26 protein-coding genes and 1 tRNA gene are annotated in these 26,138 nt (G+C 38.1%); 18 read left to right on the forward strand and 9 right to left on the reverse strand.

Annotation, left to right across the window (positions count from 1 at the left end):
• Positions 1-94 precede the first annotated feature (94 nt).
• The 5 genes from KME09_04255 to KME09_04275 all read left to right on the forward strand — a co-directional run bounded on the left by KME09_04255 (position 95) and on the right by KME09_04275 (position 8,241).
• The gene (locus KME09_04255) at positions 95-3,337 is read left to right on the forward strand and encodes a hypothetical protein (GenBank protein ID MBW4533129.1); all 3,243 of its coding nucleotides are present in this window, start codon (positions 95-97) and stop codon (positions 3,335-3,337) included.
• A 76-nt stretch (positions 3,338-3,413) separates the two neighbouring features.
• Positions 3,414-4,463 (forward strand): hypothetical protein, encoded by a 1,050-nt coding sequence (locus tag KME09_04260; protein ID MBW4533130.1) that lies wholly within the window; start codon positions 3,414-3,416, stop codon positions 4,461-4,463.
• Between the two features lie 16 nt (positions 4,464-4,479).
• The gene (locus KME09_04265; GenBank protein ID MBW4533131.1) at positions 4,480-5,499 is read left to right on the forward strand and encodes a hypothetical protein; all 1,020 of its coding nucleotides are present in this window, start codon (positions 4,480-4,482) and stop codon (positions 5,497-5,499) included.
• Positions 5,500-5,555: 56 nt separating this feature from the next.
• Positions 5,556-7,433 (forward strand): hypothetical protein, encoded by a 1,878-nt coding sequence (locus KME09_04270; protein ID MBW4533132.1) that lies wholly within the window; start codon positions 5,556-5,558, stop codon positions 7,431-7,433.
• A gap of 127 nt (positions 7,434-7,560) precedes the next feature.
• Positions 7,561-8,241, forward strand: coding sequence for a hypothetical protein (locus KME09_04275; GenBank protein MBW4533133.1), 681 nt, complete (start codon positions 7,561-7,563; stop codon positions 8,239-8,241).
• A 62-nt stretch (positions 8,242-8,303) separates the two neighbouring features.
• Here KME09_04275 and KME09_04280 read toward each other — a convergent pair whose 3' ends face one another.
• Both KME09_04280 and KME09_04285 read right to left on the reverse strand, forming a co-directional pair.
• Positions 8,304-8,813, reverse strand: coding sequence for a DUF4149 domain-containing protein (locus KME09_04280; GenBank protein ID MBW4533134.1), 510 nt, complete (start codon positions 8,811-8,813; stop codon positions 8,304-8,306).
• A gap of 191 nt (positions 8,814-9,004) precedes the next feature.
• Entirely contained in the window at positions 9,005-9,613 is a 609-nt protein-coding gene (locus KME09_04285; protein MBW4533135.1) for an orotate phosphoribosyltransferase, read from the reverse strand.
• Between the two features lie 175 nt (positions 9,614-9,788).
• Between KME09_04285 and KME09_04290 the strand changes: the two genes are divergently transcribed.
• Positions 9,789-10,145 (forward strand): serine/threonine protein kinase, encoded by a 357-nt coding sequence (locus tag KME09_04290; protein MBW4533136.1) that lies wholly within the window; start codon positions 9,789-9,791, stop codon positions 10,143-10,145.
• Between the two features lie 111 nt (positions 10,146-10,256).
• On the opposite strand, the gene KME09_04295 is transcribed toward KME09_04290, so the two are convergent.
• Positions 10,257-10,329, reverse strand: a tRNA-Ile gene (locus KME09_04295).
• 93 nt (positions 10,330-10,422) lie between these two features.
• Between KME09_04295 and KME09_04300 the strand changes: the two genes are divergently transcribed.
• The 5 genes from KME09_04300 (at position 10,423) to KME09_04320 (ending at position 13,981) form a co-directional block, all read left to right on the forward strand.
• The gene (locus tag KME09_04300) at positions 10,423-10,674 is read left to right on the forward strand and encodes a hypothetical protein (GenBank protein ID MBW4533137.1); all 252 of its coding nucleotides are present in this window, start codon (positions 10,423-10,425) and stop codon (positions 10,672-10,674) included.
• A gap of 62 nt (positions 10,675-10,736) precedes the next feature.
• Positions 10,737-12,056: a hemolysin family protein gene (locus KME09_04305; protein ID MBW4533138.1), complete on the forward strand. Its 1,320-nt coding sequence runs from the start codon at positions 10,737-10,739 to the stop codon at positions 12,054-12,056.
• 32 nt (positions 12,057-12,088) lie between these two features.
• Positions 12,089-12,892 carry a sulfite exporter TauE/SafE family protein gene (locus tag KME09_04310; protein MBW4533139.1) on the forward strand — a complete coding sequence of 268 codons (804 nt, stop codon included), beginning with the start codon at positions 12,089-12,091 and terminating at the stop codon, positions 12,890-12,892.
• A gap of 143 nt (positions 12,893-13,035) precedes the next feature.
• The gene (locus KME09_04315) at positions 13,036-13,425 is read left to right on the forward strand and encodes an SHOCT domain-containing protein (protein ID MBW4533140.1); all 390 of its coding nucleotides are present in this window, start codon (positions 13,036-13,038) and stop codon (positions 13,423-13,425) included.
• A 37-nt stretch (positions 13,426-13,462) separates the two neighbouring features.
• Positions 13,463-13,981 carry a ComEA family DNA-binding protein gene (locus KME09_04320; protein ID MBW4533141.1) on the forward strand — a complete coding sequence of 173 codons (519 nt, stop codon included), beginning with the start codon at positions 13,463-13,465 and terminating at the stop codon, positions 13,979-13,981.
• 418 nt (positions 13,982-14,399) lie between these two features.
• On the opposite strand, the gene KME09_04325 is transcribed toward KME09_04320, so the two are convergent.
• The 5 genes from KME09_04325 to mgsA form a co-directional block, all read right to left on the reverse strand.
• Complete coding sequence (locus KME09_04325; GenBank protein ID MBW4533142.1) at positions 14,400-14,798, reverse strand: NUDIX domain-containing protein; 399 nt, start codon at positions 14,796-14,798, stop codon at positions 14,400-14,402.
• Between the two features lie 85 nt (positions 14,799-14,883).
• On the reverse strand, positions 14,884-15,234 hold the full coding sequence (locus KME09_04330; protein MBW4533143.1) for a DUF952 domain-containing protein: 351 nt from the start codon (positions 15,232-15,234) through the stop codon (positions 14,884-14,886).
• Positions 15,231-15,656, reverse strand: coding sequence for a secondary thiamine-phosphate synthase enzyme YjbQ (locus KME09_04335; GenBank protein ID MBW4533144.1), 426 nt, complete (start codon positions 15,654-15,656; stop codon positions 15,231-15,233). The genes KME09_04330 and KME09_04335 overlap by 4 nt, the downstream gene beginning before the upstream one ends.
• A 15-nt stretch (positions 15,657-15,671) precedes the next feature.
• The gene (locus tag KME09_04340) at positions 15,672-17,366 is read right to left on the reverse strand and encodes a GUN4 domain-containing protein (GenBank protein MBW4533145.1); all 1,695 of its coding nucleotides are present in this window, start codon (positions 17,364-17,366) and stop codon (positions 15,672-15,674) included.
• A gap of 195 nt (positions 17,367-17,561) precedes the next feature.
• On the reverse strand, positions 17,562-18,833 hold the full coding sequence (gene mgsA, locus KME09_04345) for a methylglyoxal synthase (GenBank protein MBW4533146.1): 1,272 nt from the start codon (positions 18,831-18,833) through the stop codon (positions 17,562-17,564).
• Between the two features lie 241 nt (positions 18,834-19,074).
• Between mgsA and KME09_04350 the strand changes: the two genes are divergently transcribed.
• From KME09_04350 to KME09_04360, 3 genes are all read left to right on the forward strand, one after another.
• Entirely contained in the window at positions 19,075-19,764 is a 690-nt protein-coding gene (locus KME09_04350) for an ATP-dependent Clp protease proteolytic subunit (GenBank protein MBW4533147.1), read from the forward strand.
• Positions 19,765-19,907: 143 nt separating this feature from the next.
• On the forward strand, positions 19,908-20,474 hold the full coding sequence (locus KME09_04355) for an ATP-dependent Clp protease proteolytic subunit (protein ID MBW4533148.1): 567 nt from the start codon (positions 19,908-19,910) through the stop codon (positions 20,472-20,474).
• A gap of 709 nt (positions 20,475-21,183) precedes the next feature.
• Complete coding sequence (locus KME09_04360; protein ID MBW4533149.1) at positions 21,184-21,825, forward strand: bifunctional phosphoribosyl-AMP cyclohydrolase/phosphoribosyl-ATP diphosphatase HisIE; 642 nt, start codon at positions 21,184-21,186, stop codon at positions 21,823-21,825.
• Between the two features lie 58 nt (positions 21,826-21,883).
• Here the strand turns inward: KME09_04360 and KME09_04365 are convergent, their stop codons facing one another.
• Positions 21,884-22,402 (reverse strand): phycobiliprotein lyase, encoded by a 519-nt coding sequence (locus tag KME09_04365; GenBank protein MBW4533150.1) that lies wholly within the window; start codon positions 22,400-22,402, stop codon positions 21,884-21,886.
• Between the two features lie 107 nt (positions 22,403-22,509).
• Between KME09_04365 and KME09_04370 the strand changes: the two genes are divergently transcribed.
• The 4 genes from KME09_04370 (at position 22,510) to KME09_04385 (ending at position 26,034) form a co-directional block, all read left to right on the forward strand.
• Entirely contained in the window at positions 22,510-23,004 is a 495-nt protein-coding gene (locus tag KME09_04370; protein MBW4533151.1) for a hypothetical protein, read from the forward strand.
• Positions 23,005-23,113: 109 nt separating this feature from the next.
• The gene (locus KME09_04375) at positions 23,114-23,986 is read left to right on the forward strand and encodes an S-methyl-5'-thioadenosine phosphorylase (GenBank protein MBW4533152.1); all 873 of its coding nucleotides are present in this window, start codon (positions 23,114-23,116) and stop codon (positions 23,984-23,986) included.
• Positions 23,987-24,295: 309 nt separating this feature from the next.
• Positions 24,296-25,594, forward strand: a complete 1,299-nt coding sequence (locus KME09_04380; protein ID MBW4533153.1) for a threonine synthase — start codon at positions 24,296-24,298, stop codon at positions 25,592-25,594.
• A 164-nt stretch (positions 25,595-25,758) separates the two neighbouring features.
• On the forward strand, positions 25,759-26,034 hold the full coding sequence (locus KME09_04385) for a MoaD/ThiS family protein (GenBank protein ID MBW4533154.1): 276 nt from the start codon (positions 25,759-25,761) through the stop codon (positions 26,032-26,034).
• Positions 26,035-26,138 lie beyond the last annotated feature (104 nt).

A 26,138-nucleotide genomic window follows, 5' to 3' on the forward strand; every position in this document is an offset into this window, starting at 1 on the left:
TGAGGAACGAAACCCAACGCTAAAATCTACAACTGGTGTTGGGTTGCGCTACCGCTTAACCCAACCTACTCTAAAAACTTTTGACTTAAAAACTATGGCTAATTTAATATTACCGAAATTAAAAACAGGAACAGATGTTAGACCTCCAGAAAGAGAAGGAATTTGGACAAGCTTAGAATCAAAATCGGCGTTTCAGAATGTAGCAACCAGTCTCGATTATCAAGCTTCGGGAGAAACTAAAAGCGTAAGTTCTGTTCCTACTATGTGGGCGCGTCCTCTGTCTATAGAGATGGCGTTACACAATAAAAACTATCCTATTCGTAGAGAAATCATTGCTCAGTGGCAGGGAATGTTAGCTGCTGTAGCGTTAGCCGAAGTCAGACGATTTCCTTTAACCGCTCAACTAGTGGATTTGAGCAAATTACGCCAACAGCAGCCTTTTAGTAGAGCTTTATACCAACTGTTACCCAATCCCGTTAATGCTCTTTATAGTCTTGATGGTAATAATCCTTGGCAGGAAGTTTATGTTTTCCTGTGGAACAATCAACCCGTGGGAATGACTTCACCCAGTACCATAGTTGCTAATTCCGAAGAAGGTAATTGGTCTGGTTTACCCTGGTGGAATGAGGAAACAAAATGTTTAGGATCTCCCCTGACTGGTAATCACCTTAACGAGAATGAAAAAGCCTTGTTATGGCGGTGGTTAGAAAATTTAGGCAATCATCTGCATAATTATCAAGGTAAACCCAGGGCGATCGATGAAATTAGCGGTTTAATTAATGAATTTCGCAATAGTTTGGGTTCTTATCCCGAACAAGCCTTAAGTTTAAGCGATAATCCGCAGTTTTTTGGCGTATCGCTCAATCGTGGTGTCCTCAATGGGATTAACAAGCCTGCCAAAGCCGAAGCGCAACCATCTAACGTGCGCTTGATTGGTAGTAAAGGTTTAGGCACAGTACCAGACTTACTGATCCTCGATCCGCAGATAGCGGAAGCTTGGGGAAAATCACCCCAAAATATTTGGATACATCAAGACCAAACTTTAGCATCACTGCGACTAGAAGATTTAAAAACGAGTAAAGTCATCTGGCAGAATGTACGCTGGATCGAATCTAAGGATTTATTTTTACCAGAATTAACCTTTATCGATATCGAAGATGCCTTACCTGGTGGTTATTTACCTCCAGAAACTCAACCTTTAATCTTTAACAAACGCAGAATTACCCCCTTACTGCCCTTAAATCCGCTTCTGCTGGAATATTTCACCCCCGAAGATCTGATCCGTCATCTCAATATAACTCCTCTCAACAGCAGCGATGGCTCTTTTATCAGAATTGAGTTAGATTTACCTCTTTCGGGCAATAATAATCAACCGCAAAATTATCGCATCTACAAAGATTATCCACTAAAAGAAGAAAATGCTTTAGCTGACGGCGTGCCTATCTTAGAAGTATGGCCTCATTTCCAAGCCGAAGGTTGGCAAGAATATTATGGTTTCTATTACGATGCAGGTTTGGGAGAAGATACGTTTCAGGTCAGTTTTTCTCAAGCAAAAGAACCCCATGTCTTCCAGCAGGGAAGGGGTAATTATCAACTAACCAGACTGGATAAATATCCGTCCCATATTTTGTGTCAAAGTCAGAACCGTCAGCCTTTTGGTTTAATCTTGCTGAAAACACCACCCAGAATCGACTTAACTGGTGAGTGGCGTGTGGGAGTAGACTTTGGGACTTCTTTCACCAATATCTATGTCAACCGCAGAGGTACTGTCGAACCTTTATCTTTAGAAACTCTACACCACAAAGTAACAGAAGCGGATATTGAAACTCGTACTCCTGTATTATTTGAATATTTTATTCCTGAAAACTTTATTCCTTTAGAAAAGCCTCTACCTCTTTCTAGTGTTTTAACTACCAGAGGTAAAACTAATTGTGCCAAAGGTAAAGAGCGGGCTTTATTTGATGGACGGATTTATATTCCCGATAATAGCGATCGCTTTAGACCTAGTAATGATTGGATGGAAACAGATTTAAAATGGGATAATTTTGTTCCCAATCGTCTATTTTTAGAACATTTAGTCTTACATATTTCTGCTTTAGCTGTCAGTAAAGGAATCAAAGAAATTCAATGGGCTTTATCTTATCCTTCTGCTTTCGCCAAAAGCGATCGTCGTAGATATATTAAAAGTTGGCAAGAAATCACCGAAAACTTGCAACAAAAGACGGGAATCAAGCAAATTTGCCCCAAACAAGATGATTTAGACTATTTCCGTACTGAAAGTCTAGCTGTTGCCCAATATTTTGCCGATCAAGAAGATTACGATTTAGTTCGTAGCACTTGTATCGATATGGGTGGCGGGACATCAGATATTTCAATTTGGGAAAACAATCAGCTAGTACACCAATGTTCCGTTAGATTAGCAGGTCGTCAATTAATTTCACAATTTTTTGAAGTTAATATCGATTTTCTCTGTAAAAGCTTCCAGGAAAACCCTGAAGATTGGAAAGGCTTAAAACAAGAGCGTTTTTATGCCAAACTCGATGTTTTACTCCGTCACAAAGCAGAACAATGGCTCAAAGAGAAGATCAAAAACTTTGATAAAGACCCCGAATTTCAGGGCTTAGTCCGTTTAATCGCCTTTGGTACAGCAGGACTATATTACTACGTGGGCATTCTCTTAAAAGTGCTTCATGCCGAAGGAAAATATAGCGTAGACGAAATTACACCTACCTACGTTGGTGGTAACGGTTCTCGCTTACTTAACTGGCTAGATAATAGCGGTGAATTTGATCCTAGTTCTGATATCAACGATTTATTCAGCTATATGTTGAGTAGAGGTTCTGGTTTTGAAGACACGGAAGAAAAAACTCGCTTGAGTCAAAAACCCAAAGATGAGGTAGCCTGTGGTTTAGTTCTCAGCGATACCCGTCTTAAAGGACTAACCGCAAGACAAGAAGACCCATTGATTGCAGGAGAAGTATGTGAGATTAACGGCGAGAAGATTGAATACGATAGTCGTCTAGAGTGGGAAGATACAATTAAAGACTTCAAAATTCCCGAACTTGGTCAATTATTCACCTTTATGAATGAATTTAACTTAGGTATCCAAGAATTAAAGTTGGAAGATATTAAACCAATGCCTCAACATCAAAGAGGAAAGGGTTTAGAAGCAAAATATAAAGAACAACTCTATCGCAAAACTAGAAAGGAATTAGATGCGATGTTACTCAAAGAGTTTTACAAAGGTGATGCTGAAGATATTCGCCCTGATGCGCCTTTTATCTTAGGTTTAAAAGCTCTGTTGCGAGTTTTAGCTAAAGAATGGGCTGGTAAATAATTTAGTCTTTTTGACTTTAATTTATCCCTCGATAAATTGTGAGGTGAGAGGCAATTTATGATCGGCAAACCATCTCATGATTCTAGTGATTCTCAAATTTAGTTATTTAGCAGCATTAGCGGTTATGCCAGACTGTCCAGTTTGTAAATATTCTCATAGAGAAGAAGTAAGGAATTGTCAAAGATGTAATTGGTCGATGAAAGATGATTTGGATTCTATAGGAATTAATCCAGAACATCCAATTTTAGCAACTTATATTCCAACTATTGTCAATCGTTTGGAAGAAGAAGCAAAATCTAAAAACAATTTGCTTTTACATATTCAGACATTAGACCCAGATAATCAGAAGGCGAATAATCAAAAATTGGATGAACTAATCGACATAATTGAGTATAGTAAAAAAGAATACTTTCAGGAAATAGAAACTTTAAAAGAGCAAGTAATTGAATTGAAGTGTTTTCTGGAAAGTAAAAATAATTATTCTAATGTTGATCCCAAGACAACAAATAACTCTATAAGCACCAAAGATATCCAAACATTATTACCAATAGAAAACACTCCAGATGATTTGAATAATAAAAATGTTAGCAATATAAAAGATAACGAAAATCATAGCATTTTTTCAATAGAAAGCGATCGCAATGTAAACAATGATCCCAATTCAATAAATGAACCACAAGAAGGTAGTCTTTACAATGAGACAGGCGATCGCGAATCGTCTAAAAGTGTTGATACTCAAGAAGATACCGCACCCGAACTTAATTCAAATAGAAACTATCAAAGTTTTTATCGCTTGATTAAAAATGGAGAACTTGAAGCTATTAAAGTAGCAGTGCCTCAAGAAACTGTAGAAAAAATTAGAGGTGGTACTAATAGTGAACTAAAATTTGTTAATGATCGGAAAGGTAATTATTGGATTGTTAATTGGCATGAGGTTTATTGTTTGATTCCCAAAGAGAAAATAAATATCAATCAATATCAATACGGAAACTTTCAAAGAATATTTAATTGTCAAAACTATCAGGAAACATACAAAGACCTTGAAGTGATTGAACCTGCTACTGTTTTAAAAAGTGATGGTGAAACTTGGCAGCTAGAAAGAAAAGGTAAAATTAAATTTATTTAAATATTGGCATAATCTTATGAATATAAATAAACATGGTATTAATTGCTTATCAAAACTCGCACTAATCATAAGTATTTTTTTAAATATAGCTAACTCCGTATCAGCACAAGATTCAACATTATCTCCGTTACCAACAACAGAAAATACAACTTTACCGTCATCTACTAATAGTAATATAAGCAATCCAACGCCATCATTAGATACACCAGAAGAGCAAAAACCAGATATTAGTGAACAATTAACACAGATTCAAAAAGATTTAAATGATTCGGGTTTAAAAGAAATCAATCAATCTTTGAACAATAAAGATTTTTTTTCTAAGAAAAATAGTTTGATTTTTATCGATCTACCTATTTTGGCTATTTTATTATTATTATGGTTTCTAACTCAAAATAAACAACAAAAGCAAATTAAAGAACTAACAAAAAATCAAAACAAAATTATAAGTAAATTTAATCAATTAAGTGAACTTGATAATCAATTAAGTAACTTAGATAGAACAAGTCGCCAGATCATTGAAAAAATTCAAGACAGTAATCAAAGAAATATTGACTCGGAGATTAGATTACGTGAACTTTTTAGTAAACAGCAATTCAACCAATCTGTAAATTATCATAACAGTTTAACTTCAGATATATCTCATTTAAATTCAATTGTTGTTGTCGATAAAGTTTCACAGTTTGTTGAAACTTATAATCAAAACAAAAATTCTATATGCGACAATGCAAAAACTCTAGTTGCAGAAAGGCAAGTAAGCCTGAATCAAAGACGTTCTGGTAGTGCTAATGTAGTTACTCTCGAAAATACGACTCAGAAGAAGTATTGCATTATTGAAGAAGAGAACAATTATTATCTAATTCCTCATACCAAAATCAAATTCGATGAATTTAATAAGTCTACTCTTGAATCTTTGTTTGACTGTGCTAACTTAACTTCTGACTATCATAATTTTCAATTAGTTAAGCCAGCAAAAGTATCTCAAATAGATTCAGAAATATGGCAACTTGAGGAAAAAGGTAAGCTAAATTTCTATTAAATACTAAAAATCAAACATACCTCAATCAATTATTTGAAAAGAATTAACAAAATCTCATGGCTACAAGTGATAAAAATACAGTTGTCACTCAAGGATTTGTCGATAAACTGATTGACAAAATAGGTAAAATCTTAAAAGAGCAACATGCTCTCGTTGAACGAGATGAAGAACAGGCAGAAGAAATAGAATCATTACTTAATAAAATAAGCTCGATTGAAAACGATTTTGAAGAGTTAACTAAATCATTAGCAAAAGGAAGTTATCCTCTTAAATTAGCGCGATCTATAAAAGTAGCATCATCTTCTATAAAACCTCATATTGTTCCTGTCGATCTAACTAAAGCTCAATTAATTGCCACCTATAACGAATTAGTAGCCGTGTTGTCTGGTTATATTATCCCCGTTACCCTTACGTCAGATAGTTATCGAGGTTCAAATTCAGATGAAATAATTTTAGAAACAACAGTAAAGGGCAATTATTGGGCAATTACGACTCTAGAAAATAAACAGCATAAATATTGGCTAGTACCTAATAATAATATTAGTTTTAATATTCACAAATTGAAAACAGTTGAAAGTTTATTTCAATTAATGGGAGACTATGATTCACCCAATAGTGACTTCATTTTGGAAGAACCAGCAGTTCTTTCTCTATTACCTAATAACAAACAGTGGAAACTACTTCAGCCTGGAGTCCTATTATTTGGTACAAATTCAAAATCTGTATCGTCACAATTAAAGCCGTCACAAAATGTAGCTGATGATGAGCAGTCTAAAATTAACAAGCAACTCTTATCTGGCTTAACAGCCTTTCAAACTGAACTAGATAAACTAAACAGTAAAATTTCGCAGTTGGAAATACAATCTGAAATATCCCATCAAACTCATCAAAGAGAAAAAAAAGAATGGTTGTCAGAAAAAGAAATTTTGGCTCAGCAACTAGGAAAAATTGCCGATTTTAAATCTCAGCTATCTAACTTTAAAACTAAAGTTGTTAATTCTTTCAATGAATATAATCAAGTTGATACAAAAGACAATAATCATAATAGTTTATTTACTCAGGAAAGCGATAGTAGCTTTTTTGACAACTCTAATAATCAACAAGATATTAAATCAGAAAATAATTTAAATGGAAGCTATCAAAGTTTTTATCGCTTAATTAAAAATGGAGAACTTGAAGTCAGCGAAGTTAAAGTTTCTCAAGAAACAATGGAAAAAATTAGAGGTGGAACGCAAAGCGAGCTAGATTTTGTTAATGACCAAAAGGGAAACTTTTGGATTGTTAATTGGCATGATGTTTATTGTTTAATTCCTAAAGAGAAAACCTATATCAATCCATATCAATATGGCAATTTTCAAAGAATATTTAATTGTCAAAACTATCAAGAAACATACACAGACCTTGAAGTGATTGAACCTGCTACAGTTCTCAAAAGTGATGGTGAAACTTGGCAGCTAGAAAGAAAAGGTAAAATTAATTTTGCTCCAGACAATCAAAACAATATAAAAGATGCAAACAATAACCATAATCAAAATCTAAAAATAGACTTGACAACTCAAATCTCTCAATTTAGACAAGCATATACTCAAGACATAAAGCTGATTCAAGATCTGATAATAGCTAAAGTTGCAATTAGCGTTGAAACTTTAGAACAAATTACATTCAATAAACCTGATGTAATTACATTAGAAAATACTCCTCATGGTAAATATTGGATTATTGACTACTCAGGTAATTACTTTCTGATACCGAGTGAAATACAGCACATAACTGATGCAAAAGAAACCTCTCTAACTATTGCCCGACTTTTGTTTCATTTATCTGGATACTATCCCCAGTACTCTAGCTATCATCTTATCAGACCTGCAATAGTAACTAAAGTATCTACAAATCAGTGGAAACTAGAAGAAAAAGGTAAATTTAACTTTGCGTAGATATACGCTACTCGTAGATACAGGAGAGCGAAAATCGGATTAGATCTCATTATATTTTTTTAAAGGATAAGATGGGGGATGCAATTAATCTAACTTTTAAGATTCTAAAAATTTTGGATTGTAATTAATGAGTGAGAAATCTAGCGTCCCGATATTTAAGTCTTGGTTAAATCGGGGAAAACAGCACTTTCAAAGTATTCCAGTTTTACTTTGGTCAAATGCTCTGACAATTGTGTTTTTAAGCCTATTAAGCATCTATGCCAAGATTAAAAGTAAGGGTTCAGGTATTGAAAACCTGTTTAGCGATCCTTTTTATTTCAATATTTTTTATGAAGGTTGGCTGACTAGTCTCTCAGAAATTCTCTGGTGTACAGCGATCGCCATCTGCCTCTTTGCCTCTTTTCTCTTGTCTAAGTCGAATCGTCCTTTTCAGGTATTTTTATGGGGTAGTGCGCTGGTTATGCTGCTGCTCTTTTTTGACGATCGCTTTCGTTTAACTCTTCTTTTATGTGCTTTTTTTGGTGCTTGTAAAGTCGTTAAATTGAGTGTATACAGTATTTATGGCTTACTGATCATCAGCTACGCTTTAGTATTTGGTCGGACAATTCGCCAGACTCCTTATCTTCCTTTGCTCTTAGCTTTTTTTCTGTTTGGATTTTCTAGTGCGATCGATATTGCTCCCATTGGTGGTCGTGGTATTCGCGCTATGTTGGAAGATGGGACTAAACTCATTGGTCTAATTAATTTAACTATTTACTTCTGGTGGATTTGTCAGCAAGAGATTCAAAAAAATATAGTGCAGAAATAATTTGCCGCGCTCAGCTATATACTTCTACACTATTTATACTATTTTGAACTTATTTAAATTTACTAACCGATGCTACAAGAATTACGGTAGAAAAGACGCAATAAGAAGGCAGCACTAACTAATTTAGCTATTTCTAAACTCCAGTAGGCAATGTGCATTGAAGTCATAGAAGCAGGCATGACTTTAGCAGGAGCAAAAAGATCTAATGGCATACCCAAGCTACTCATTTGTGGAGTCAAAACATAAGTATATGCTAGAGCAATGATTAATAAGCCAGCGGCTAACAAAACTGACTTGGTGTTTACATTACTAACTGCATTATTGCCATAACGATAGACTAAACAACCTGCTAAAACTGTGGCAGCACAAAGTAATTCTAGATGATTAAAAGTGCCAAAAATTACGTAACCAGCACTAGCAAATCCAGGCTCATTCATCATGCCAGTAGTTAGCATTCCAGGCACAACTAAGCAGTCAAAAACCAAGCTGCCACTGAGCCAAAATCCTAAAGCAAACATAATTATGGTTGACCAGTTTGCTGATGGGGAATTACGAGGAGAAAATGCTTGCATAAGAATAGGAATAAAAATTATTACTCCCACAGCTTAACTAATAACTTAACCGTCTCGTATAACGAAAGGTAAAGTCTTTTGAAGAAGCTCTAAGTCTTGACAGCGATCGATGAACAATCAATAAACGAGGCTAACAAACAACAAGTAGCTTTAATTAAATAGAGGATAAATAAGTAAAAATGCTTAATTTTTTAAGTATTTTTTTGAGCATATTGCTGTTGTATTTCTTGAATAGAAAATAGAGCCTGAAATGTAATTCCTTGAGATTGATATAGTTCGTTTCCTCCTTGTTCTCGGTCTACTAAAGCCAAGATTTGCGTCACCTGATATCCCGCATCTTGTAATCTTTCGACGGCGGTTAATGCCGAGCCACCAGTAGTCACAACATCTTCTAAGACAATTATTTTAGCTCCCTCGGCTAAAGTCGGCCCTTCTATATAAGCTTTGGTACCATGTCCTTTAGGTTTTTTACGGATAATTAAAGCGGGAATTGGCTGGTTTTCATAGGCTGAAACAATGCTTACTGCTGAAACCATCGGATCGGCACCTAAAGTTAGACCTGCAACGGCTGACGTATCTTGTGGTAGCTTTTGGTATAGTAAACGACCTAGAGCTAATGCGCCGATCGCATTTAAAGTCACCTGTTTACAATTAATATAATAAGAACTTTTCGCTCCAGAAGAAAGAGTAAAATCTCCTTCAACATAGGCATCTTTAACAATTAAATCTAGAAGAATCTGGCGTAAAGTATCTGTATCGGCTGTAGCTAGTGAAGAAAGAGAAGTTTGTTTTGTGTTCATAAGTTGAGTGCAATAGAAAAGATATTTGTGGACTGTTCTTTCATTAAATCTTCAGCTAGGATTGAGCAGAAGTTACAGTAGTTTTGTCGCCCTGATAAGCAGGGAAATCATAACACGACCAGGCAATCTGTAGCCGTTAGTTTATTCACAAATATCACAAATATTAAGTAAAGTAATGTCTATTAAGTTTACTAAATTAAGTAAAGTTCTAGTGATAGCTGCTATTGCTAGCCTATTTGCAGTTGAAGCCCAAGCAGAAATGAAGCCTCTAGATGATGCGTTTAAAGATGCGTATCATAAAAGAGGTAAAAATGCTTTTAAACAAAGCAATATTTTTGGTCAAATTAACACTATTGTTGGTTTGACAGGATTCCCTGAGCAGCATGTTTCTTTAGATGGTAAGGCAGTCGATCAGCTCTATCAGCAAAGTCTAATTAAGCAAACATCGTCAGGAGAGTATTCTGTTACTAGAGACTTAGAAAATCCCTATAACACCTCTCTGCGTGAGAATCCTAGCTATATTGCCTTTTAATTGAGCTTGATATGTTGACAACACTAAACTAGAAATAAGCAATAACAAAAGTGTGGGGCAAAGTAATATTTACCTCACTTGCTTTTTTTTTCTTATCTTTCCTCAATTGAGTCCAGGGTGCAGGAGTTGAACCTGCCTTGCACAAATTATGAGTTTGTTGCCTAAACCGCTCGGCCAACCCTGGATATTTATTTTTGCACCAGTAGACCATTATATTAGATAAGTCGGTTATCTTTGACAAGATTAACTAAAAAAAATCAAAAAAAATTGCGATCGCATGAAAATTAGAGTTAAGTTGTGGCTCACTATCTTCTTATTTTTGATGATGCTGTTGGCTAGCGTGGCTAGCTCCTACATTGGCTACTTTATGGGTAGTGAGGCTTTGAAGGTAGTAACTCAACCAAATATTAATTCTGACGACGATAATCTCAGTCAAAAGCCTTTAGGTGGCAAACACAAGGGTTTGGAAATTATTGAAGAACAAGAAATTTTGCAACAAGTGTCTGATGTAGTGAATCAAACAAAATAGATAATGACTCAGCAAACTAGTTTCGTGATGCAGGCTTATATTCTTCTCTTGTTAGTTGGTTGATGGCTGAACAAAATTTGTGGTTGACTCTAGTTGGTGTTTTACTTTTAATCGCGATCAATGCTTTTTTTGTTACCGCAGAGTTTTCGATTGTTTCAGTTCGTCGCTCTCGCATCAGTCAGTTAGTTAAAGATGGAGATGTTCAGGCTCAAACTGTACAGTCTCTTCAAAGAAGTATCAATCGCTTGTTATCCACTACCCAACTAGGTATTACTCTTTCTAGCTTAGCGCTGGGATGGGTTGGCGAAAAAACAATCGCTGTCTCAATTATTGTCTTAGTTGAACGGCTCAACTTACCGACTTATATCTCTAAATCTCTGGCTCATTCTCTAGCTCTTCCCCTGTCATTTATTATTTTGGCATACCTACAAATCGTTTTAGGGGAACTTTGTCCTAAGTCGGTAGCTTTGATGTATCCTGAGCAACTAGCTCGGTTTTTTGGCCCTCCTAGTGTTGCTATTGCGCGCATTTTTAGCCCTTTTGTGGCAATTTTAAACTTATCTACCAGTCTGTTATTGAAGCTGATTGGAGTTGAATATAGTGGCGATGGCTGGTATGAGAAAGTCACCTCCGAAGAACTACAGCTAATGATTGCTACGGAAAGAGAATCAATTGGTTTAGAAGCAGAACAAAGACAACTGCTAAAAAATGTGTTTGAATTTCGGGATGATACTGCCGAAGAAGTGATGATTCCCCGCACCGATATCAAATTTCTCACCCTCAATACTACTTTTGGTGATTTATTACAGGCGATCGCAGAATATGGCTATTCAGGATATCCTGTAGTTGGTGAATCGCTCGATGATATACGCGGAATTATTCACTATAAGAAACTGGCTGAACCGCTGGCACAAGGCAACATTAACTTTGATTCTACTTTAGAGTCATGGTTAGAACCTGTCGGTTTTATTCCAGAATCAACATCCCTTAATGAACTACTACCTTCCATGCAGCGATCGCAACAAAAAATGTTGGTGGTAATCGATGAATTTGGCGGGACAGCTGGTTTAATTACCCTCCATGACTTGATTGCCGAAATTGTCGGTGATGGAGGTAGCGATCCCGAAACGGGAATTGAAGCAGTCCAAAAAATAGACGAGAATACGTTCTTAGTTTCGGCACAGATCAACCTAGAAGAAATAAACGAGCAACTAGATTTAACTTTACCTCTAGCAGATGAATACAACACTTTGGGTGGCTTTTTGTTGGAACAATGGCAAAAGATTCCCCATCAAGGAGAAAAGCTGGAATATGAGAACCTAGTTTTCACTGTCACTCTTGCCGATAGTAATCGACTATATCAAATACTTATTTCCCGTTAACTACAATTAATTAAGTATATTTAATTAAAATTATGGATGGAAGCTGGCTAATTTTGGCTGGAGGTGGTTTTGTTGCTGGTGTTCTAGCTGGCATACTAGGAATTGGTGGCGGGTTCATCATTGTATCGTTGTTAATCGCCTTGAACTACCCCTTTCCCCAGGCGATCGCCACTAGTACTCTGGTAATCATCATGAGTTCTAGTGCAGGCAGCTTTTATAACTGGAAAATGGGCTACCTAAATCTCCAGCGGGTAATCTATCTGGCGATTCCAGCTATTATCTTTGCTCCTTTGGGAGGATATTTAACAGGAGAAATACCAGAGTATATCTTGTTAATTATATTTGCCTCTTTTATGCTGGTCAATATTGCTTTAATTAGGCTTAAAAAAAGTATCGCCAACAGGAAACAAGAACACTCAACCAAGACCAAGACGCTGAATCCCATAATTTCTAGAGTTATTACGGGAGGACTTGCTGGTTTTTTGGCTGGTCTTTTGGGCATTGGTGGTGGTGTGATTATGGTTCCGCTGCAAATGTTGCTCTTAAACGAAGACATTAAAACGGCAGTTCGCACCAGCCTAGGGGTAATTGTGGCAGCAACTATCTCAGCTTGTGTATTTCATATAGTTAAAGGCAATGTTCTATTTGTTCCTGGTTTAATTTTAGGCATTAGTGGCATGGTGGGTTCTCAAGCGGGAACGAGGCTACTACCCAATATGTCCAATTCTTTGGTAAGTAAGTTTTTTAGTTTGTTTTTGATTACAATGGCCCTGTTTAACTTTTGGAAAGCCTGGAACAGCTATCATCTCAGCCTTTATAGTTTGCTAGGGAATTAGGGAATTAGGGAATTAGGGAGAGATAACTAATTACCACTAAAATATATCTTGTTTTTGGTTTTATTCAGAATATTTCCTAGGCTGGGATACACCAAAAAAATAGGCTAAAGTAAACTCAATTATTGAGCATAATTAAATCTTAAATGTCGATACTAGAGCAACTTTTCAAATACCATAAAAAGCGTCGTTTTGCTGTAGCCTTAGCTTTGTTGGGTACTGTGACCCCTGTTGTCGGACTGCATAAACTATATTTAGGTCAGCCAGTATGGGGCATTATGTATATCCTCTTGTGGTCTACGCCAATTGCTCGTATTGCCTCGGCAATTGATGCGGTATGGTATCTGGTACAAGATTGCGAACAGTTTGAACGTCAATTCAATGGACACAAGTACAATTCTAATTTGAGTAGCGCACCCCAGGTAAAAGCGATCGCCGAAGCCATGCGCGAACTCGATCGGCTACGAGAAGATGGTTTGGTTACAGAGTATGAATTTGAACAAAAACGCCGCCAGCTTTTAGAACAAATCACTTGAGCAATGAACAGTAATCAGTAATCAGTAATCAGTAATCATGTTTAAGCTATCTGAAATTGCAATTAGCAAGAAAATAGCCAACGATCCTTACTATCGTTTTCAGTCTTTAAGGGAAATTGCGATCGCTGCTAAATTAGGGATTAAGATTGACGTTAATCTAGCAACGGTGGATGATTGGCTGCGACTACCAGGATTTTCTATTCGTCAGGCGCGATCGCTGGTAGAGTTAGTCAGGATGGGGGTACAGTTAGTTTGTCTAGAAGATATTGCTGCGGCGATCGATGTTTCTCCCCAGCACTTGCAACCCTATGAGCCAGTTTTAGCTTTTGCCTATTACGATCGCCTCAGTCCTCTTAGTCCAGTAAAAATAAATATTAATAACGCCTCGATCCAAGAACTTGCTGCAATTCCTGCCATGACTTGTGATTTGGCTGAAGAAATTGTCTTTCATCGTCAAAATCAGGGAAAATATCGCAATTTAGTAGACTTATCATCCCGTCTCAACCTTGATAGCGATTTAATCTCGCAAATAATGCACTATGTAAACTTTACCTGATCTAGGTTCGGGTTAAGACAATTTTGGGGGTAATTTTACAAAGTAATAATATTTTTTAATTTCTTAATGCTACGGCTAATTGTATAGTTACTAACTTTAAGGTTTGTTTGTGCTTGAAGTCTTTTTAATCCTTCTTATGAGGTTTTATAGCCATACATAAAAACGTTAGGATATTTCTTATATGAAGTCCGTTTAAACAATTCCAATTAAAACTCGCGCCCTAAAGGATATGCGAAGCGGTATGCTTTAGCACTAGCTTCGCGTCGCAAAGACGCTAAGACGCAAAGATTTTATTAGAAGTAATTAAGCGGACTTGATATTACTTCCTACTTCCTATTTCCTATTTCCTATTTCCTATTTCCTACTTACGAGCCGATTACTATTAATGTCCTAATCTAATTTTGTACGGCTATAATTGCTAGCGCTCGATCATCAACTTGCTCTCTACTGTTGCTAATAACTCGTCAATAATTCGGTTATGAAAATAGTGAGGCGGATTCCACTTAACCCACTCGGAAGAACTATGTTCAGTCATCACAATCTCTAATTCTTCACTTACCCAAGCAAAAAAAATCACCAAAGATTTCTCAACTTTTTCCCCCCCGAAACGTCGATAACGAGGATAATAAATTGTCCTAAAGCGAAAATCTAATTCTAAACAGACTTGTTTCCGAGTAATTCCTGTCTCTTCAAATAATTCTCGCAGTGCGCACTGTAACTCTGTCTCTCCTGGTTCAATATGACCTTTGGGCAAATCATAACGATACGAACGCTTCATCAACAAAAATGATGGTTTTTGAGTTTTTGTGAAGCAGATTACACCGCAGGATTTTACTTTTTCCATGGAAAGCGAGCGCATGACAGAGACGATCTTCGTCAAGATAAATGATTCAAGTCATAATTCAAATTTTTAATTCTTCAGGCAGATCGAAGCCACCATCAGTATTACAGGGAAAAGCGATCGCCTCAATCACAGCATCAATAGGCAATACACCATAAAAGTGAGGATATAATTCAATACCCCCCTCCAGATTTTCCTCAATTAGACCATCTTTTATTCTAGATGAATCGATCACTAATATCACAAGTCCGTTTTGTTCGGCATAAAAACGCTCAGCTACGGTCAAGAGTTGATGACGATAGGAAAGATGAATAAACTGTGATTGGGCAAATCCTTTCGGTTGATATTCGCCCAGAATTTGGGCATCTTTCCATTCAGCAGAAGAGGTGATGTGATATGTTTTTTGACTCAAGATGACTCACCGCTGATATGAACAATAATCTCTCGATAATTACCACGTTGGCGATGTTCCCAAAGATATATTCCCTGCCAAGTCCCTAAAACTAACCTACTGTTAGAAATCGGGATCTGTTCTGAGGTATGGGTTAGAGCCGAGCGAATATGAGCGGGCATATCATCCAGTCCTTCTGCACCGTGGATATAGCGACTGGCATCTTCTGGTACTAGCCGAGCAAAAAAGTTCTCCAAATCAATTAAGACATCAGGATCGGCATTTTCTTGGATTAATAAAGAAGCAGAAGTATGGCGAATAAAAATTGTACAGAGTCCTGTAACCACATGAGATTTAGCCACAGCCTGTTCTACTTGACTAGTAATGTTATGGAGCGATTTACCTGTAGTTTTGATTTTTAAAGCTATTTGATGGTGTTTCATTGGTAATTGCTGAGTTTAATTTTTAGATTTCGGTGGTTTGTTGATGTCAGGCTGATTCTTGCTATTTACATTATTACCAGGGTTTTGAGCCGTGTCGGCAGAATTTGCTTTGGCTTCTGCTTCCAACTCTGCGGTGGTGGGGTTAAGATTGCAGCGAGCAAATAAGGATTTAATCACATTTTGTTCTTCATCTGGGAGCGCAAACCACCAGGGGAGATGACCTGCGGGGGCTTTTGACGGCTCAAAGTCTAGCTCGTCGTAAAGCAGATAACCGCTACCGTTGGCAACTTCTCCTTTTTTCCAACCTACCTCAGTAGCAAAACGTCGCCAAGTTTGAGTTGAAAAGTCTCCATCTTGGTTAACGTTCTGCCACACTTGTTGTTGCGGACTAAAGCCAAATTGATTGTTACTGTATTTCTTCCAGAGATAATCTACGGTTCTAACATCAGGGCAAGAATATTCCGCAATAGTTTTTAGTTCGATAAAGATATGCTGATTATCATTTTTAGCGGACTTGATAATCTGCTCAACCAATTGATAGGTATGTAGATCTGCTTCTGACCATTTACCCTCCTTAAGGAGATCGCGCAGCTTAGTGTAATCAATCCCAGTTTTAGGCGAGATTAAAGCAATTTTTTTAGTGGTGCTAGTAACTGAAACCTCCTCTAGCTGTTCTGGCTGATTGGGTTTAGCTTCAGTTTCGACGATTACTTCGGGTTTGCTTGCTGGTTTGGGCTGTTCTACTGGTTGTTCGGCTTCGGTTTCGACGATTACTTCGGGTTTGCTTGCGGGTTTAGTTGCTGGTTTGCTGCCAGAACCAAAGGTTGGTACAGATGAAACATTATTAGAATTAATTGGTGACGGTTGGCTTGGAGCTGTTGGTTTGACGGGTGTTTTGGCTGGGGGAGCGGGTTTTGTCGCTGGCTGTTGGGCTGCCACTTCAGGTTTGGGGGTTGCTGCTGGGGGATTTTGCGCGGTGGGTTGAGCCTCTAATTTAGCGATCGCCTGTTGATAACTAACAATCGGAATTGCATAGTTGGAAGTACCGCCTGAAATCGCATTAACATTCGCTTCTCCATGAATTCCAATCATGACCCCATCTCGACTAAAAACAGGTCCTCCACTCATCCCAGGAAAGGCTTCCCCACTATAGATTAGAGAATAGCCATTTGCAGTAGATTTTGGCAAAATACCCACTATATTAGCCGTAAAAAAGCGATAATAGCGATTATCTTCCCGCCGTAGTTCCCCTGGATAGCCCGCAAAATAGACAATTTGTCCTTCACTCAGGCTACCAGAATCGCCCAATTCGGCAGTTTGATAATTTTGGTCACTGCTAAATTGAAATATAGCCAGATCTACCCCTGGCAATTGTTTAATGCTGCTGGCTATTACCTGATGTTTTCGACCATCAATAGTCTGTACGGTGTAGCTCCCTTGATTTTTCATTACGTGCCAGTTGGTCAAGACGGTATAGTTGCCATCCTGGTATTCGAGGATTGAACCAGAACCAACATTCGCTCCATCTATACGGACAACAATTTGTTTGGCACGAAGATTAACTTCTTCTGGCGCAAGAGCCTGAGCTAGTTGAGAGACTTCAGCTTGAGTCTGTTGGGTGGCGATCGCACTGAGTAAGATACCTGATGCTAAGATGCTACTTACTGCCCCTGTAATGGTTAGTTGAGTAATTTTATGCTTAAATTTCATCTATTTAATTTTGAGCGATAATTTTGAGCGGGTTTAACTATAAATAACTACTAAATATTAATAATTTAATTAACCAGATTGGGATAATTATTAGCTATTGTATTTATTGTCGCAAAATAACAATTGTAAGTTTCTCCCGATTGGACAGCAAATGAACTGAAGTTTCTAGCCTATTGCTGCTAAATTATGCTTATTTTAGGGAACAGGAGCAAATACCTTGAGACTTTGAGGTAAGCATTCAATCTCTAGAGGTGTATTGCCGATAATTTCACCATCTAAAACAACTTTTTGGATTGGGTTGGCAGAAATTTTTACTTTTGGCGATCGCAAATGAACAACATTATCTAATCCTGCGTTAGTTCTAATCAGGGCAGCCCCCAACATGCCTAAGAGCGTAGTTACCGCCTGTAGCTTGTTATCCACCGTGGCAATAGTAATATCTAGCAAACCGTCATCGACAACCACTTCACCTATTCCTTGAGCTAAGACTGATGTGGGTGGTGCAGCATTGGCAATGGTGATTGCCCCCGCCTGGAAAGTTCTAATTTCTCCAGCAATTTCGATTTCCGCCTCAAACAGTTGCTGTTCGTCTAACTGCCTCCAACCTGCCATGATATAAGCCAAAGAACCCCAGCGATTTTTAGCCTCGCGATCGGCTTTTTCGATCGTTTCGGCTTCATAACCAATCCCCGCCAAGAGAATTAAGGGCAAATTGTTACATAGAGCAGCATCAATGGTTCTAACTTTCCCTGCCAAAATTATTTCACAAGCTCGTCTAAGTTGATTAATTTGCTGGGTAATACCCAAAGCCATACTAAAAGCATTCGCCGTGCCTCTAGGGATAACGCCCAAAGGAATATCCGTACCGATAACTGCCCCTGCCACTGCCGAGATCGTACCATCACCTCCCGAAGCAATAATCAAATCAGCATCCTGAGCGATCGCCTGTTCGGCTAATTCTCGCGGATCGATATCAGGACTAGTTAAATGAACCTCAAGGTGTAAATGAGGCTCTAAAGTTTGCTTAATAAATTCCAAGTCTTGTTGGCCGTTGCCATTACCCGATATAGGATTAAAAATCAAATGAGCTACCAAACTTTGAGCAAAACTATTGGCGATCGCTTCTGCTGTGGCTAAATTAGTCGCTAAAGGGACTAAGTGTAAATTGCAAATCCGCAGTAGTGCTTGAATGTCTGGCTCATCAGGTTGTGCGTTTAAAGGATCGATTAAAAAAATTACCGCAATCACTTCCCCCGCAACGACTTTGGCAGCGATTTGGACATCTCCTCCCAATGAACCTGATGCCATAATTTCTATTTTGAGCTTAGTTGCGTCCTTAATTCTTTTCCCTGTAATCCCTGTAGCAATTAGATGATAGCGAGACAACAAAGGCTGATGGTTAAGCGCAAAATTTACCATTTCATCTTTCTTTGCGTCGTGGGCAATTAGAGCAATTGTTCTAGCCATATGTTCTAGCCATAGTCGAATGGGGTAGCTGATAACTGAAAATACCAATAGTTCGGTTAGTACGGTTAAAGTTCGGTTTTAAAGGTTAAAACAAGGTAAATCCTGGTAGATAGATGCGTTAAAATCATTTGTACGAACTCTGACATCAAAGCAATAATTAGAGCTTAGATATTGTTTCTCCCGTCAATTTGTCGCGTAGATAACAATATAACGTAAGAGGTAAATTTACTAAGTAAAACCTATGGATTCACCAATTCAGGCAGTACAAGCTCCCTATAGAGGAGGCGGTGGTAACTATCGCACTCCACCCCCAGATTTACCTTCTCTGCTATTAAAAGAGCGCATTATCTATTTAGGTCTTCCTTTAGTTTCTCCTGATGAGTATAAAGACCAAATGGGAATTGACGTTACGGAGTTGATCGTAGCTCAATTACTCTTTCTACAATTTGATGATCCAGACAAACCAATTACCATGTACATCAACTCTACTGGTACTTCTTGGTATGGCGGAGACTCCATTGGTTTTGAAACAGAAGCTTTTGCTATCTGTGACACTATGGACTACATTAAGCCCCAAGTACATACTATCTGTATTGGTCAGGCGATGGGAACGGCAGCGATGATTCTCTCTTCTGGAGCCAAAGGCTATCGCGCCAGCTTGCCCAACGGCACAATTATTCTGCATCAACCCCGTCAGGGTGCAAGAGGACAAGCAACCGATATTCAAATTCGTGCCAAAGAAGTCATTGAAAATAAGCGAGCTGTCTTGGAAATTTTTAGTCGTAACACTGGTCAATCAGTAGAGAAGCTAGAAAAAGATACAGACAGAATGCTTTATATGACTCCCCAAGATGCCAAGAACTACGGCTTAATCGATAAAGTTCTAGAAAGTACTAGCGATCTGCCTACTCCTGTAGCTGCTCTTAGTTAAATACAGCTTTCAGCTTTTAGCTCTTAGCTTTTAGCTAAATCAAAGCTAATAATTCACAGCTTTAAACAAGAAGAACACTAGAAACCCCTAATAAAGGTAAATTAAAGTCTATGCCCATTGGTATTCCCAAAGTTCCCTATCAAATGCCTGGTCAGCAGTATAGCGACTGGATTAGCATTTATGACCGCTTATATCGTGAGCGCATTATTTTCCTCGGCCGAGGAGTTAATGATAGTCTAGCTAATCAAATTATTGCGATCATGCTCTACCTGGATTCTGAAGATCCTGGTAAACCGATCTACCTTTATATCAACTCTCCTGGTGGTTCCGTAACTGCTGGATTAGCTATCTATGACACGATGCGTCACATCAAGTCTGAGGTAGTAACTATTTGTGTTGGTTTAGCTGCCTCTATGGGGGCATTTTTGCTCTGTGGTGGCACCAAAGGTAAGCGTTTAGCATTGCCTCATTCTCGGATCATGATTCACCAGCCTTTAGGGGGTGTTCAAGGACGCAGACAGGCGACAGATATTGATATTGAAGCCAAAGAAATTCTGCGCCTTCGTGACCAATTAAATCAAATGATGGCCGATAATACGGGGCAATCGATCGAAAAAATCAAAAAAGATACCGATCGCGATTATTTTATGTCAGCTTATGAAGCGATGGAATATGGTCTAATCGATCAAGTAATTGAAGACAAGCAATAGTCTTAACTAATGACAAATAATTTTAATCTACTGGTGAGTTAATTAAACTTGCCAGTTTTTTTAGGACTCGATTAGCTAAAAAAATTTAATTAAATTTATGAGATTTATTTTTTGGCTTTTGACTATTATTAACTAATTGTTAAATATTTTATGATTACTTATGTAACTGTTAAAGTTGCAAAAATAAGGCAAAGTTAGATTTTTGTTGCCAAAATACTTGGGCAAATATACTACTGATAAAGCTGTAACTCTTTACTAAACTAGGAAGTGTCTTCAAATATCAAAAATAATCTCAGCTTTGCTAATAATTAACTATTAATATTTATACTGTTTATGAAATTGGTAAATAATTGAGTGTCGAGTCTAAAAAAATGAATATTCATACTTTAAGAAGTAACATCACCAAAAGTAGAAATACTTTAATCGGTAAAGTTCTCAATACGAAGAAAAATCTTAATTATTTAAAAGATTTGGAATCTTGGGGCAGCCTGGAGATTGTTAATTCTAACGAAGCTTATATTGAATATAGATTGATTTAAGCTTTAATACAAATGATTTAAGGAGCTGCTTCAGACTGTGAGGCAGCTTTTTTTTTGCTGGTAAACCTGTAAAGTAGTTATATGGCAATACTAGGCAATGTTAGGAAGTTTTTTATTACTACCTACTACCAATAAAGCCAATCACCCTAATTGTCCTAAGCTAATTTACGATGTCCTCAAGTAAAACTAAAAATTACAACTTACCTCTAGACAAAATTCGCTTCAATGAACAAGGATTAGTCCCAGCGATCGCCCAAGACTACCTTGATGGTACAGTGTTAATGATGGCGTGGATGAATCAAGAATCGTTACAGAAAACTTTGGCGACGGGAGAAACTTGGTACTGGAGTAGATCCCGTCAGGAATTATGGCACAAGGGCGCAACTTCAGGGCATATTCAAAAAGTGCGATCGCTGCGTTACGATTGTGATAGTGATGCTTTACTAATCACCATTGAACAGGTTGGGGATATTGCCTGTCATACAGGGGAACGTAGCTGTTTCCATCAGATCGATGAGAGCAAAATTGCACCTCCTGCCGACACTTTATCAGAAGTCTATCGCGTAATTTGCGATCGCCTGGCTAACCCTATCGAGTCCTCCTATACCTGTCAGTTAATTGCGGGAGGAGACAACAAAATTCTCAAGAAAATTGGCGAAGAATCAGTTGAAGTAGTAATGGCTTGCAAAGACGATCGACCAGAAGAAATTGCCTCGGAAGTGGCAGACTTGCTCTATCACACCCTAGTTGCCCTGGCTTATCACAAGGTGGATATCCGCGATGTTTATCGTCAACTGCAATCTAGAAGGTAAATTGATTACTGGTTACTAATTACTGATTACTGATTACTAATTACTAATTAGCGATCGCTCATTGCTCACTGCTCACTGCTTTGCGAATTTCTGAGTAAAACGAGGTTTGCTTGGTACCGTCGCTGTATTTGACTACTGTGGTACGCATTTTGAAGTTGTCGCTGGCAAACCACTGTCGTTCTTCGGCAGACATTTCGTCAGTTTCAATCGTTAGAGTTAGTGCCTCATCTTGACCTAATACATACTGTCCAAAAACTTGAGGATCTTGAAGACGAATGAGTTTTCCTGTAGTATCGCTATCTGGATTACTAACTAAAACAATAGTTGCTGAACCCACCTGTTTGGCTTTGCCCCAGTCAACGGAATTATCCCAGCTTTGAACTGCGCCACCAACAGCTAAACTTGAGTCTAAATTGTGCTGCTGACAAAGTTCCAATACCCGCGAATCATCGGCAGCCAGCAATTCAATGGTAATATCGGCCTTGCTGCTGGCGGATTCATTCTGGTCTAAAAAGTAGTTGGTGCGTTGACTAAACCATCTACCTGCACTTAAGCTTAGGAATTTTTCTAGATTCATGATTATATGATTTTACCGACTCTATAGAGATTGTTTTAATTAGTGCCTTTAATTAATTGAACATATCTTGGTTTTCTTAGCAACATCCCCATTCTCTCTAGTTATGTATGTATAGCCAACAAAATTACCCTACTTCCGTTACTGAGCTACCTTCTTTAGAATTGACTCTAGATATCTTGCTCAACCGTCAGGAAAAAGACTGGGGTTACTTTCAGGTAGTTAAAGAAGGAGAATTTTATTCTCTGTATATTCCCACGTTGGATAGTTTCAAGCTTTATAAGAATCCCAAGAGTGAAAACTTCAAAGGATACTGGTGTAATTATCTTTCAGATATTTTGCCTGATATTAAAAGCCGTGATGAAAAACCTGATATTTTTCTGCGCAACCGCAATAAACAGGTAGAAGAAAAAAAGAAAAGTAAAACCCTACTGAAAAAACAGCGAATTATCGATGTTAAATATCGTTTTAATTCTTGCCCAGAAATGTATCGGATTAATCAAATGATTGCTAAATTAATTCGCGATCGCCTTTCCAACAATCTTACCTTCGATCCTGGGACGGAAGTTATGCCTTTGGTATTAGCCACTGAAGTTGAAGATTAGACGAAACCTGGCATTTTAGCGAATCGCCTTGGTAAATGAATTTATGCTGGAAGTTTATCAGGCTCGTTAAAATAATCGAGCATAATTATAACTAAAATTTGACAGGCTTATGATCGAGGCAAAAATTGGCATTATTGGCGGCAGTGGGTTATATAAAATGGATGCTCTCAAGGATGTTCAGGAAGTAAAACTAACTACTCCTTTTGGCGATCCTTCCGATGCCCTCATCATTGGTGAATTAGAGGGTGCAACGGTGGCTTTTCTGGCTCGTCATGGACGTAATCATCACCTGTTACCTACTGAATTACCTTTTCGTGCCAATATTCATGCGATGAAGCAATTAGGGGTTGAATATATCATTTCTGCTTCTGCTGTTGGCTCACTCAAAGAAGCTGCTAAACCTCTAGATATGGTAATTCCTGACCAGTTTATCGATCGCACTAAAAATCGCGTTTCCACCTTTTTTGGCGAGGGATTAGTTGCTCATATTGCCTTTGGCGATCCTATTTGTCCTAATCTTGCCGATATTTTGGCTGATGCTGTGGATTCATTAAATTTGCCAGAAGTTAATCTACATCGTGGTGGCACTTATGTCTGTATGGAGGGCCCTGCATTTTCTACCAAGGCGGAATCTAATCTTTACCGTAGTTGGGATGCCACTATTATTGGCATGACTAATTTGACTGAGGCGAAATTAGCCAGAGAGGCAGAAATAGCCTATGCTACCTTGGCTCTGGTAACAGATTACGATTGTTGGCATCTCGATCACGATAGCGTTACGGTGGAAATGATTATTGATAATCTACATAAAAATGCCATCAATGCTCAACTAGTCATTAAAGCCACAGTTAACAAGCTCAATGCCAATCCGCCAGAATCAATAGCTCATTCAGCTTTAAAATATGCCATTTTGACTCCTCCTGACAAGATTCCTGCTGCAACTAAAGCAAAGTTGTCTTTATTGACTAAAAAGTATTTTTAACCTTGGTAGTAGCGCGTCCACTCTAACTTGTTGGGTTGAAATAATTAAAATCGGTAGGGTGGGCATTGCCCACCCTACTTAAATGAACCCAGTGCTTTAGCCTAGACGCGCTATTACACTAGAATTTAATATTTAATTTTGTCTCTAGAGCTATTTTTGAAAATTAGTCTGAGATCAAGAAATTGCTCTCTTTTTTTTTGCTTATTTTTTTAGGTAAATTAATCCCGACTAAAATTATCGGGTATGTTTGACTCTTGGTTTTTACTCGTGATAACATCCAATTACTGTTGACGGAATAAATGTTTAATCATGACTCAGACACCCATCAAAACCGCTAAAGGACGCACTTTTACTCATTTGGTATCCAAAGAAGGTGGAGTGAAGTATCCACTGAAAGCACTGAACGTATGCGAAGAAACGTTTTCGCCTTTAGAAGTTGCTTACGATTATGACGAAATTCGTCGCCAGGTTAGCCGTGAAAGTATTGCAGCAGGGCCTAATTCAATTTGGCGCTACAAAGCATTCTTACCTGTAGAAAGTGAAAATCCGATTGATGTTGGTACAGGCATGACTCCTTTGGTCAAGTCCAACCGTTTAGCGCGTCGTCTGGGTCTAAAAAATCTTTATATCAAAAACGATGCGGTCAACATGCCGACTCTTAGCTTTAAAGATAGGGTGGTGTCTGTAGCCTTGACCCGTGCTAGAGAACTCGGCTTTTCGACTGTTTCTTGTGCTAGTACTGGTAACTTAGCCAATTCTACTGCTGCGATCGCTGCTCATGCAGGTATGGACTGCTGCGTATTTATTCCTGCGGATTTAGAAGCGGGAAAAATTATGGGGACTCTGATCTATAACCCTACAGTCATGGCGGTGAAGGGTAACTACGATCAAGTAAACCGTCTTTGTTCTGAAGTAGGTAACAGCTACGGCTGGGGTTTCGTCAACATTAACCTTCGTCCCTACTATTCTGAGGGTTCTAAAACTCTAGGTTACGAAGTAGCAGAACAGTTAGGCTGGGAATTACCCGATCATATCGTGGCACCTCTAGCCTCTGGTTCTCTGTTTACCAAAATCTATAAAGGCTTTAACGAATTTGTCAAAGTCGGTTTAATTGAAGACAAGCAAGTTCGCTTTAGTGGCGCACAGGCAGAAGGTTGTTCACCTATTGCTCAAGCCTTTAAAGAAGGCAGAGACTTTGTTACTCCTGTTAAGCCAAATACGATCGCCAAATCGATTGCGATCGGCAATCCTGCTGATGGCTATTATGCCCTAGACATTGCCCGTAAAACCAACGGTAATATTGAAAGCGTCACTGATGCCGAAATTATCGAAGGCATGAAGCTATTGGCAGAAACTGAAGGTATCTTTACCGAAACTGCTGGTGGTACGACTATTGCTGTTCTCAAGAAGCTGGTAGAAGCTGGTAAAATCAATCCTGACGAGAAAACAGTTGTTTATATCACTGGTAACGGTTTAAAAACCCAAGAAGCAGTACAAGGATATATCGGTGAGCCTTTAACCATCGAGCCAAAATTAGATAGCTTCGAGCGTGCGCTAGAACGTTCACGTACTTTAGAGCGTTTGGAGTGGCAACAAGCCAGCGTTTAGTCGCTGTTTGTTAGTTGTTTGTTAGAAGTAAATGGAATTTGATTGTAAGCCTGTTTTTGAGCTGTTCTGGATTAAACATAGTAAGAACTTAACAGTGGGAACTTAAAATATTACCTTCAAGTCCATCAAGTCTTGTTCATCATTTATTTATTTTTCAATCGATTATGACCGTTAAAGTATTAGTTCCAACTCCCTTGCAAAAGTTCACTAACAATCAGGCAACTATTGAATGTGATGGTGGCAATATCGATCAACTGATCGACGCTTTGGAAACCAACTGTCCAGGTATCAAAGCTCGTATTTGCGATGAAAGTGGTCAACCCCGTCGTTTCTTAAATCTTTACGTCAACAGTGAAGATATTCGATTTTTAGAAGGTACAGATACAGCACTTAGCGATGGTGATGAAGTGAGTATTGTTCCCGCTGTGGCTGGGGGTTAAGCCAACAGATTTTTAGATTTCGTAACAGTATTTTGGAGGTTAGCTTAGTTGCTAATCTCTTTTTTTTGTCCAGTTTTTCATAGCAGTAGTACCATTTCTTTTTA

The sequence above is a fragment of the Pleurocapsa minor HA4230-MV1 genome (assembly GCA_019359095.1).
GTDB classification, from domain to species: Bacteria; Cyanobacteriota; Cyanobacteriia; order Cyanobacteriales; family Xenococcaceae; genus Waterburya; species Waterburya minor.